At 75.1% G+C, this 9,638-nt stretch carries 8 protein-coding genes and 3 tRNA genes; 4 read left to right on the top strand and 7 right to left on the bottom strand.

All coding sequences use genetic code 11. The features are described from left to right. Positions 1 to 111: 111 nt before the first annotated feature. The gene (locus K6U79_09550) at positions 112 to 1,341 is read left to right on the top strand and encodes a glycosyltransferase (protein ID MCL6522595.1); all 1,230 of its coding nucleotides are present in this window, start codon (positions 112 to 114) and stop codon (positions 1,339 to 1,341) included. Positions 1,342 to 1,349: 8 nt separating this feature from the next. Continuing rightward, on the top strand, positions 1,350 to 2,561 hold the full coding sequence (locus K6U79_09545) for an MFS transporter (protein ID MCL6522594.1): 1,212 nt from the start codon (positions 1,350 to 1,352) through the stop codon (positions 2,559 to 2,561). A 173-nt stretch (positions 2,562 to 2,734) separates the two neighbouring features. Here the strand turns inward: K6U79_09545 and K6U79_09540 are convergent. Together K6U79_09540 and K6U79_09535 are read right to left on the bottom strand one after the other, a co-directional pair. After that, positions 2,735 to 2,810: transfer RNA gene (locus tag K6U79_09540), tRNA-Arg, on the bottom strand. Positions 2,811 to 2,890: 80 nt separating this feature from the next. Continuing rightward, positions 2,891 to 2,980, bottom strand: a tRNA-Ser gene (locus K6U79_09535). Between the two features lie 108 nt (positions 2,981 to 3,088). Here K6U79_09535 and K6U79_09530 point away from each other — a divergent pair. After that, positions 3,089 to 3,358: a YqhV family protein gene (locus K6U79_09530; protein ID MCL6522593.1), complete on the top strand. Its 270-nt coding sequence runs from the start codon at positions 3,089 to 3,091 to the stop codon at positions 3,356 to 3,358. 36 nt (positions 3,359 to 3,394) lie between these two features. Here K6U79_09530 and K6U79_09525 read toward each other — a convergent pair whose 3' ends face one another. Then, positions 3,395 to 3,667 carry a hypothetical protein gene (locus tag K6U79_09525; protein ID MCL6522592.1) on the bottom strand — a complete coding sequence of 91 codons (273 nt, stop codon included), beginning with the start codon at positions 3,665 to 3,667 and terminating at the stop codon, positions 3,395 to 3,397. 97 nt (positions 3,668 to 3,764) lie between these two features. Between K6U79_09525 and K6U79_09520 the strand changes: the two genes are divergently transcribed. Beyond that, positions 3,765 to 4,946, top strand: a complete 1,182-nt coding sequence (locus K6U79_09520) for a site-specific integrase (protein MCL6522591.1) — start codon at positions 3,765 to 3,767, stop codon at positions 4,944 to 4,946. Positions 4,947 to 5,041: 95 nt separating this feature from the next. Here the strand turns inward: K6U79_09520 and K6U79_09515 are convergent. The 4 genes from K6U79_09515 to gyrA form a co-directional block, all read right to left on the bottom strand. Next, a tRNA-Ser gene (locus K6U79_09515) sits at positions 5,042 to 5,132 on the bottom strand. 34 nt (positions 5,133 to 5,166) lie between these two features. Continuing rightward, complete coding sequence (gene serS / locus K6U79_09510; protein ID MCL6522590.1) at positions 5,167 to 6,450, bottom strand: serine--tRNA ligase; 1,284 nt, start codon at positions 6,448 to 6,450, stop codon at positions 5,167 to 5,169. Between the two features lie 42 nt (positions 6,451 to 6,492). Then, entirely contained in the window at positions 6,493 to 7,578 is a 1,086-nt protein-coding gene (locus K6U79_09505; protein MCL6522589.1) for an AIR synthase family protein, read from the bottom strand. Continuing rightward, the coding region (gyrA, locus tag K6U79_09500; protein MCL6522588.1) for a DNA gyrase subunit A at positions 7,575 to 9,638 on the bottom strand (2,064 nt) is incomplete at its 5' end. The genes gyrA and K6U79_09505, both read right to left, overlap by 4 nt.

The following is a 9,638-nucleotide window of genomic DNA, read 5'->3' as shown; positions in this document are numbered from 1 at the left end:
GCTTGTGCCACCATGGGTCTCGCGCAAGCTTCTGGGAAGGAGCGGCACCTCCTATCCTGTCGGAGGGGCCGTCCGCCGGGCGGGGCCCCGGCGGGGCGAGGGGGGCTCGCGTTGCCAGCGCGACGGGACGGGGTGGCGCCGGCGGAGCCGGCGCGGGTCGACCTGCTCATCCTCACCGCCAGCTACGGCGGCGGCCACCGCCAGGTGGCGGCGGCGTTGGCCGAGGCGGCGGGCGAGGCGGAGCCGGTCCTCAGCTGCCGGGTGGTCGACTTCTTCCAGGCCTACTCGCCGCTCTACAGCCGCTTCACGCGTTTCACCTACACCACCGCCGTGCGCCATTTCCCGCGCGCCTACGGCTGGTTCTACCGCGCCTCTTCGCGCCTGGCGGCGAGCCCGGGGCTGCGCGACGGCCTGAGCCGCCTCGGCTGGCGGCGCATGCGCGAGATCGCGGCCCGGTTCCGCCCGCGCCTCATCGTCCACACCTTCCCGCAGACCGCGGCCATCCACTCCGCCCTGGACGCGCGCGGCCTGCTCCCCGGGCCGGGCTTCTACACGGTCGTCACCGACTTCACCGACGGCGTGGAGTGGCTCTACCCCGGCACCGAGGGCTACCTGGTGGCCGCGCCCGACCTGGCGGCCGGCCTGGCGGCGCACGGCGTCGAGGCCGGGCGCCTCCACGCCACCGGCATCCCGCTGCGCGCGGCCTTCCGCCGGCTGCCCGCGCGCGCGGCGGCCCGCGCCGCCCTGGGCCTCGAGCCCGGACGGCCGGTCCTCCTCCTCGCCGCCGGCGGCATGGGCACCCTAGCCGGCCTGCTGCCGCTCGTCCGCCGCCTGGACGCGCTCGAACAGGACTTCCAGCTGCTCGTGGTGACCGGCGAGGACGCCGCCACGCTGGCCCGCCTCCGCCGCGAGGCGCCGCGCCTCCGCCACCCCGCCCGCCTCTTCGGCTGGCTGCCCGACCTGGCCGCGGCCATGGCCGCCGCCGACCTCCTGGTGGGCAAGGCCGGCGGCGTCACCAGCGCCGAGGCGTTGGCGGCCGGGCTCCCGCTCCTCCTGGTCCCGCCCGTTCCGGGCCAGGAAGCGGTCAACGCCGCCTACCTCGCCCGTCACGGCGCCGCCCTGGTCGCCCGCGACGCCGCCCACGTGGCCGCCCTGGCCGGCCGCCTGCTGGCCGGACCCGCCGCGGCCGAGCCGCTCCGCCGCGCCGCCCGCCGCCTCGCGCGCCCGGAGGCGGCCCGGGACGCCATCCGTCTGCTCCTTCGCGACCCGCGCCTGGCCGGCCGGGCGGACCCGGCTCCTGCGGCGGCCCCGGTCCCGGGTGCGGCCGCGCCGCTGGAGTGAGGGCCGGCGTGGAGATCGCCCGCACGCTGCGCGCCATCGCCCGGCCGGTCGTCCTGGCCCACCTGCTCACCGTGGCGGCGGTGGAGTTCGTCCGCGGCGCGCTCTACATCACCTTTCTGCCCACCTACCTGCCGGCCGCCGGCGTCAGCACCGCGGTCGTCGGCCTGGTCATCGCCACCCAGTACGTGGCCGACAACCTCTTCAAGGCATGGGAAGGAAGCATCATCGACCGCCTCGGCCCCTGGCCGATCCTGGTGCCCGGCTTCCTGCTGGCGGGCCTGGGCGTCCTCCTGCTGGCCCGTTCCCACTCGCTGGCCGGCCTCCTGCTCGGCTCCCTGGCCTACGGCCTGGGCGCGGCCGGCACCTGGCCGGCCGCCATGGCCGGGATCAGCGCGGCGGCGCCCGAGGAGCTCCGCTCCTCGGCGCTCAGCTCCATCTTCGTCGCCTGGCTGGCGGGCGGCGGCCTCGGCCCGGTGCTGATCAACTACGTCCCGGACCGCTGGGTCTTCCCCCTCCTAGGCTCCGTCCTGCTCCTTCCGCTGGCCGTCGCCCTGGCCCACCTGCGCGCCGTCCGCTACCGCGGCCTCGACTGGCGGCAGGCGCTGGCCCTGGGCGGCGCCCTGCGGCGCATCGCCCCCGCGGTGGGGCGCGCCTGGCCCGTCCTGCCCGGCATGTTCCTGCAGACCTTCGCCGTCGGCCTCATCCTGCCCGTCATGGCGCCCTTCGCCCGGCACCAGTTCCACCTCTCCGGGCCGGACTACGCCTGGCTGATGATCGCCGGCGGCGCGACGGCCGTCCTGGTCCTGCTGCCGGCCGGCGCCCTGGCCGACCGCCTGGGGCCGCGCCCGGTCCTGCTGGCGGGGCTCCTGGTCGCCTCCGCCTCGCTGGTGGTCCTCTCCGGCCGGCACAGCTTCGTCCAGGCGCTCCCCTGGGCGGTCGTGCTGGGGGCGGGCTACGCCTTCGTCCTGCCCTCCTGGAACGGGTTGATGACGCGTATCGCCCCGGAGGGGGAGCGCGGCGGGATGATGGGCTTCTTCATGACCGTGGAGGGGGTCGGCGTCGCCCTGGGCTCGGCGCTGGGCGGCTTCCTGGGCAGCCTCTACGGGCTGCACCTGCCGCTCTACGCCACCGGCGCGGCGCTTCTGACCATGATCGTCGTCTATCTCTTCCTTCCCCTGGAGCGCTTCGCGCAGCCGCCGCGGCCTTTTCCCGGGAAATGAGGGCGGGCGGGGACCGCTTCCTCACGGTGGCGGGAGGCGGCCGTCGCGCGGGTGGAGCGCCGGCGGCCGGCGGCGGCTCGCCGGCAAGGCGGCGCAGCAACGCGTGGCGGACGCGCGCCCCGGGACAAGGGACCCGCAGCCGCGTCGGCTGCGGGTCCGAAGGTGGGATCATCTGGTGCGCCCAGGAGGATTTGAACCCCCGGCCTACTGGTCCGTAGCCAGTCGCTCTGTCCACTGAGCTATGGGCGCCCAAATCGGCTTTCCGTCTCCGGCGGAGCGCCCGTCTCCCCCGGGCGCCGCCCGCCGCGCCGGCCGCGGGCCGGCAACTCTGGCGGAGAGGGCGGGATTCGAACCCGCGGAGGGCTTTCGCCCTCAACTGCTTAGCAGGCAGCTACCTTCGGCCGCTCGGTCACCTCTCCAATGCAGCTATAGATGCTAGCACGCGGACCCTCCGCGGGCAACCAGCGGACGGCGCGCATAGGCGGGAGCGCCACCGAATAGATGAAGCCTCGCGGAGGCGAGGCGCCGTGCTGGGGCTGGAGCCGTACGTGGGTGCGATGGTGCTGGTACGCCTGATCTCGGCCGGCCTCGAGCTGACCGGCGCGACGCTCATGGCGCGCTTCAACCGTGTCGACGCCGCGCTCCGCGTCAACGCGCTCCTGGGCCTGACCGGCCCGCTGGTGCTGCTCACCGTCACCACCATCGGCGTCCTCGGCCTGGCCGGCGAGATGCCGGCCTGGCGGATCGGCCTCGTCTTCCTGGGCGTGGCGCTCATCCTCTTCGCCGTCCGGAGCTGAGCCGAAGCGGACCCCGCACCGGCGCGGCGCGCCGGCCTATGCTTCGCGCTCCCCGTCCGCCCCGCCCGGGCGCGTCAGGTCGCGCCCCACCAGCAGGTGGTACTCGCCCTCGTGCCCGCCCTTGGGCTGGTAACCGAAGCCGGCCGCCTCCACGGCTCGGATCACCGGGTCCAGCTGGTGCGCGTCGGCCGCCTCCAGCAGCAGGTGGAGGCGGTCCTCCTCGCCCAGGCGGCGGAGCACGTCGGCGACGCGCTCCGGGTCGCGCTCCGGGTCGACGGCCGGCCTCAGGTCCAAGGTGACCTCGGCCATGGTACGCTCCCCCCCTTCGCGTGCCAGTCTGCCCGCCGTCCCCGTGCGGCATCCCGGGCGCGGAAGGGCTGCCTTTTTCCACCAGGAACGTGTTACCATGTCGTCCGGGGGCGTCCTGGCGAAGGGCTGCATCGTCCGCCGCGGCTCGACCTACAGCATCGTCCTCAGCCTGGGGCGTGACCCGCGCACTGGCCGCCGCCTGCAGCGCTGGTTCGGCGGCCATCGCACGCGCGAGGCCGCCGAGCTCCACCTGGCGGAGCTCCTCCGGCTGCTGGCGGCCGGCGACCTGCCGCCCGCGCGCCCGCGCCTGGCCGCCTACCTGGAGGGCTGGCTGGCCGATCGCCGCCCCGCCCTCTCGCCCAAGACCGCCGAGCGCTACGCCGAGCTGCTGGAAGGGGCGGTCCTGCCGCACCTGGGCGGCCTGCGGCTGGACGCGCTGCGGCCCGCCCACCTGGACTCCCTCTACCGGCGGCTGGCCGCCTCCGGCAACCGCCGCACCGGCGCCGGTCTCAGTCCGCGCACCGTCCTGGCCGTCCACCGTCTCCTCCACCGCGCCCTGGCCGACGGCGTCCGTCGCGGGCTCCTCCCCGCCAACCCCGCCGACCGCCTCCGCCCGCCGGCCGCGCCCCGCTCCCGGCAGGCGGCGCTCGACGAGGAGCAGCTCGCCCTCCTCCTCCGCGCCCTGGAAGGAAGCGATCTCCACCCCCCGGCCCTGCTCGCCGCCCTCACCGGCCTCCGCCGCGGCGAGCTCCTGGCGCTGCGCTGGCAGGACGTGGACCTCGCCGCCTGCACGCTGGCCGTCCGCCGCTCCCTGGAGCAGACGCGCGCCGGCCTCCGCTTCAAGCCGCCCAAGAGCCGCTCCGGCCTCCGCTCGCTCGCCCTGCCCGGCCTCGCCTGCGAGGAGCTCCGCCGCCTCGCTGCCGGCGCCGGGCGCTCCGGCGACGGCCCGCGCGCCGCCGGCGCCGAGGACCTCGTCTTCGCCCGCCCGGACGGCCGCCCGCTGGAGCCGGACGCCTTCTCCGCCACCTTTCACGACGCCATGCTCCGCCTCGGCTTCCCCGGCGTCCACCTCCATACGCTCCGCCACAGCCACGCCAGCCAGCTCCTGCGCGCCGGGGCCAGCCCCGTCGAGGTGGCGCGGCGCCTCGGCCACGCCTCGCCCGTGGTCACCCTGACCACCTACGCCCACCTGCTCCCGGGCGAAGACGCGGAGGCGGCCCGCCTCGTCGAGGAGAGGCTGCGGGCCGCCATGTCGCGCCTCGGCGGGAGCGCGCGCTGAACGCCCGCGCGCCCGCGCCGGGCCGGTTTGCACTCGGTTTGCACTTCCTCCCTGGGTACCCTACCCCGGTACACCTAGCCCCAGGAAGTCATGCCTGGCGGAGAGGGTGGGATTCGAACCCACGAGGAGCTGCGCGCCCCTGGCGGTTTTCAAGACCGCTCCGTTCAACCGCTCCGGCACCTCTCCGCAAAGGGTCCGCGCAAGAGTCTACCACGGCCCCTCACGCCTCCGGCCCGATCCGCTCCAGCCCGCGCATGTAGGGGCGCAGCGCCTCCGGCAGGAGGACGGAGCCGTCCGCCTGCTGGCAATTCTCCAGGATGGCGGCGAAGGTGCGGCCCACCGCCAGGCCCGAGCCGTTGAGCGTGTGGACCAGCTCGGCCCGGCTCTCCGGCGTCCGCCGGAAGCGGATGTTGGCGCGGCGCGCCTGGAAGTCGGTGAAGTTGGAGCAGCTGGAGATCTCCACGTAGCGCCCGTAGCTGGGCATCCAGACCTCCAGGTCGATCTTCTTGGCGGCGGTGAAGCCCAGGTCGCCCGTGCACATCTGCAGTTCGCGGTAGGGGAGGCCCAGCGCCTCCAGCACCTCCTCCGCGTCGCGGATGAGCGACCAGAGCTCGGCCTCCGACGTCTCCGGCGCCACGAACTTGACCAACTCCACTTTGTCGAACTCGTGCTGGCGGATCAGGCCGCGCGTGTCGCGCCCGGCCGCCCCCGCCTCGGAGCGGAAGCAGGCCGTGTAGGCGCAGTGCTTGATGGGCAGGCGGGCACCGTCCAGGATCTCGTCGCGGTAGAGGTTGGTCACCGGCACCTCGGCCGTCGGCACCAGCCAGAGGTCGCGCCCCTCCACCTTGAAGGCGTCCTCGGCGAACTTGGGCAGCTGGCCGGTCCCCGTCATGCTGGCGCCGTTGACCAGGAAGGGCGGGTAGACCTCGCTGTACCCGTGGCGCTCAACGTGCAGGTCGAGCATGAACTGGACCAGCGCCCGCGCCAGCCGCGCGCCCGCTCCCCGGTAGACGGCGAAGCGCGAGCCGGTGATCTTGCCGGCGCGCTCGAAGTCCAGGATGCCCAGCCGCACCCCCAGCTCCCAGTGCGGCAGCGGCTCGAAGTCGAAGCGGCGCGGCTCGCCCGCGCGGCGCAGCTCCACATTGGCCGACTCGTCCGGACCGGGCGGCACGTCCGGCGCGGGCAGGTTGGGGATGGCCAGAAGCGCCTCGCGGATGCGCGCCTCCTGCTCGCGTACCGCCGCCTCCAGCTCCTTGATCCGCTCGCCGGCCGAGCGCATCTCGGCCACCAGCTCTTCGGCCGCCTCGCCGGCGCGGCGGCGGCGGCCGATCTCCTCCGAGACGCGGTTGCGCGTGGCGCGCAGCCCCTCCAGCTCCGCCAGCGCCTCGCGCCAGAGCCGGTCGGCCGCCAGCAGCTCGTCGAGCGGCGCCTCGTCGACCCCCTTGGCGCGCATGCCGGCGCGGACTTCCTCCGGATGTTCGCGAACCCAGCGCAGATCGAGCACGCCCCACCCTCCCGTCGGCCTGCGGCATCGCCCCGCCGCCGGCTAGCCCAGCACCCGCCAGAGCTCGTCGCCCCGGGGCGGCTCCAGCTCGCTCCAGCCGGCCGGCCCGCGCAGCCTCAGGCCGGCCTCCCGCCCCACGGCGCGGCCGATGCGCGCCGCCTCGATGCCCGCCGCGGCCAGTCGCTCCAGCAGCGGCCCCGCGGCCGCCTCCCCGACGCCCACCAGGAGGCTTCCGCTGGAGATGAGGCGGTAGACGTCGAGGCCGAAGTGGTCGCAGAGCCGGCGCACCTCGGGCAGCACGGGCACCGCCTCCGCCTCCAGCTCCAGCCCCACCCCCGAGGCGGCCGCCATCTCGTAGGCCGCGCCCCAGACGCCGCCCTCGGTCACGTCGTGCAGCGCCCGGCTGCCCGCCTCCAGCGCGAGGCGCGCGGCGGGCACGATGCTGATCCGCCGGCGGAGCTCCACGAGGCGTTGCCAGGCGGCTTCGCCCAGCGCCGCGCGCACCTCCTCCGCCCGGTCGGCGGCCAGGATGGCGGCGCCCTCCATGCCCGCGCTCCCCGCCAGGAGGAGCGCGTCGCCGGGCCGCAGGCCGCCGGCGTGGACGTCCCGCCCGCGCGGTCGGCGCCCCAGCACGGTGGAGCAGAGGATGGGCCGGGGCAGGCCGGGCGTCACCTCGGTGTGGCCGCCGGCGACGGCCAGCCCCACTTCCTCCGCCGCCTGCTCGGCGCCCTCCATCAGCCGCTCCACCAGGGCGGGCTCGCTCCCCTCCGGCAGGAGGAGCGTCAGCAGGACCGCCACCGGCTCCGCCCCCGCCGCGGCCACGTCGTTGGCGGAGACGTGGACCGCCAGCCAGCCGGCGTCGGCCTCGGCGGCGGTGATGGGATCGGTGGAGGCGACCACCAGGTCGCCCCCCAGGTCGAGGACGGCCGCGTCCTCGCCCGTGGCCCCGCCGCGCAACAGCTCCGGCCGCCGCGCACCGCGGTGGCGGAGGACCAGGCCCTCCAGGAGGTCGGGCGGGAGCTTGCCCGCCGCGAGCCGCGCCGCCCGCACCGCCGGCTGCGCCCGCTCCGCCCGTTCCGGCCGCCCGGCGGCCCCCGCGCCCTCCCCGCGGCTCGCGCCCCCGCTCATCGCCCGCCGTCCGCCCCGTCCTCGGCCTCGATGCGCGCCACCGCCACCAGCGCGTCACCCTCGCCCAGGCGCATCAGGCTGACGCCCTGGGTGAGCCGGCCCAGGCGCGGCACGTCGCGGACCGGGTAGCGGATCAGGACGCCCTGGGAGCTGATGGCCATCACCTCGTCCTCCTCGCGCACCGTCAGCGCCCCCGCCACCGGGCCGTTCCGCCGCGTGGCGCGGATCGCCTGGACGCCCATGCCGCCACGCCCCTGAAGGCGGAACTGCTCCACGGGCGTCCGCTTGCCGAAGCCGTTCTCGGTCACCACCAGCAGGTCGGCGCCGGGGTCGACCACCGCCATGGCGATCAGGCGGTCGCCCTCGCCCAGGCGGATGCCGGTAACGCCGCGCGCCGTCCGCCCCATGGGCCGGACTTCCTCCAGGCGGAAGCGGATGGCCATCCCCTCGCGGCTGGCCAAAAGCAGCTCCGCCGGCTCCCGCGCCGGCGCCACGGCGATCAGCTCGTCGCCCTCGTCCAGGCCCAGCGCCACCAGGCCGGCGCGGCGCCCCGAGGCGAACTCGCGCAGCGCCGTCCGCTTGACGACGCCCCTGCGCGTCGCCATCACCAGGAAGTCCTCCTCGCCCTCGAAGTCGGGCACCGTCACCACCGCGGTGATGCTCTCCCCGCTCTCCAGCGGCACCAGGTTGACCGCCGCCGTCCCGCGCGCGCTGCGCCCGGCCTCGGGGATCTCGTGCGCCTTGAGCGGGTAGACGCGCCCGCGGTTGGTGAAGAACAGGACCCAGTGGTGCGTCCGCGTCACGAAGAGGTGCTCGACGAAGTCCTCGTTCCGCACCGCCGTCCCGGCCACGCCCCGCCCGCCGCGGTGCTGGCTCCGGTAGGTGTCCAGCGGCTGCCGTTTGACGTAGCCGAAGTGGGTGACGGTGATGACGCACTCCTCGTCGGCGATCAGGTCCTCCTCGTCGAAGGCCGCCTCGCCGGCGACGATCTGCGTCCGCCGGGCGTCGCCGTACTTGTCGCGGATCTCCACCAGCTCCTGGCGGATGACGGCCAGCAGACGGCTCTCGTCGGCCAGGATGGCGCGCAGCTCGGCGATGCGCTCCAGGAGCCCGCGGTACTCCTCCTCGATCTTCTCGCGCTCCAGGCCGGTCAGGCGCTGCAGGCGCATGTCCAGGATGGCTTGCGCCTGCTTCTCGCTCAGACCGAAACGCTCCATCAACCCCTGGCGCGCCTCCTCCACCGTCTCGGAGGCGCGGATCAGGGCGATGATGGCGTCGATCTGGTCGAGGGCGATGCGCAGGCCCTCCAGGATGTGCGCCCGCTCCTCGGCCCTCTCCAGCTCGAAGCGGCTCCGGCGCCGGACCACCACCTCCTGGTGGTCCAGGTAGAGCTCCAGCATCTCCTTCAGGTTGAGGACGCGCGGCTGCTGGTCGACCAGCGCCAGCAGGATGATGCCGAAGTTCTGCTGCAGGGCGGTGGCCTTGTAGAGCTTGTTCAGCACCACGTTGGCGTTGGCACCGCGCTGCAGCTCGATGACGATGCGCATCCCGCTCCGGTCGGTCTCGTCGCGCAGGTCGGAGATGCCCTCGATGCGCCGCTCCCGCACTTCCTCGGCGATCTGCTCGATCAGCTTCGCCTTGTTGACCTCGTAGGGCAGCTCCTCAACGACGATGCGCTGCCGGTCGCCCTTGCCGGTCTCGATATGCGCCCGCGCGCGCAGCGTGATGATGCCGCGCCCCGTCTCGTAGGCCTGGCGGATGCCCTGGCGTCCGACGATGAGCGCGCCGGTGGGGAAGTCCGGCCCGGGCAGGCGCCGCATCAGCGCCGCCAGGTCGACGGAGCGGTCTTCGATCAGCAGCAGGAGGGCGTCGACCACCTCGCGCAGGTTGTGCGGCGGGATGTTGGTGGCCATGCCCACGGCGATGCCGGAGGAGCCATTGACCAGCAGGTTGGGGAAGCGCGCCGGCAGGACCACCGGCTCCTTCTCGTCCCCGTCGAAGTTGGGGACGAAGTCGACCGTCTCCTTCTCCAGGTCGCGCAGGAGCTCCATGGCGATGGG

This window comes from Bacillota bacterium, assembly GCA_023511835.1.
Taxonomy (GTDB): Bacteria; Bacillota; Sulfobacillia; order JAIMAT01; family JAIMAT01; genus JAIMAT01.
Note: the sequence above shows the minus strand (reverse complement) of the source record. Positions and strands in the feature narration are given on the sequence as shown.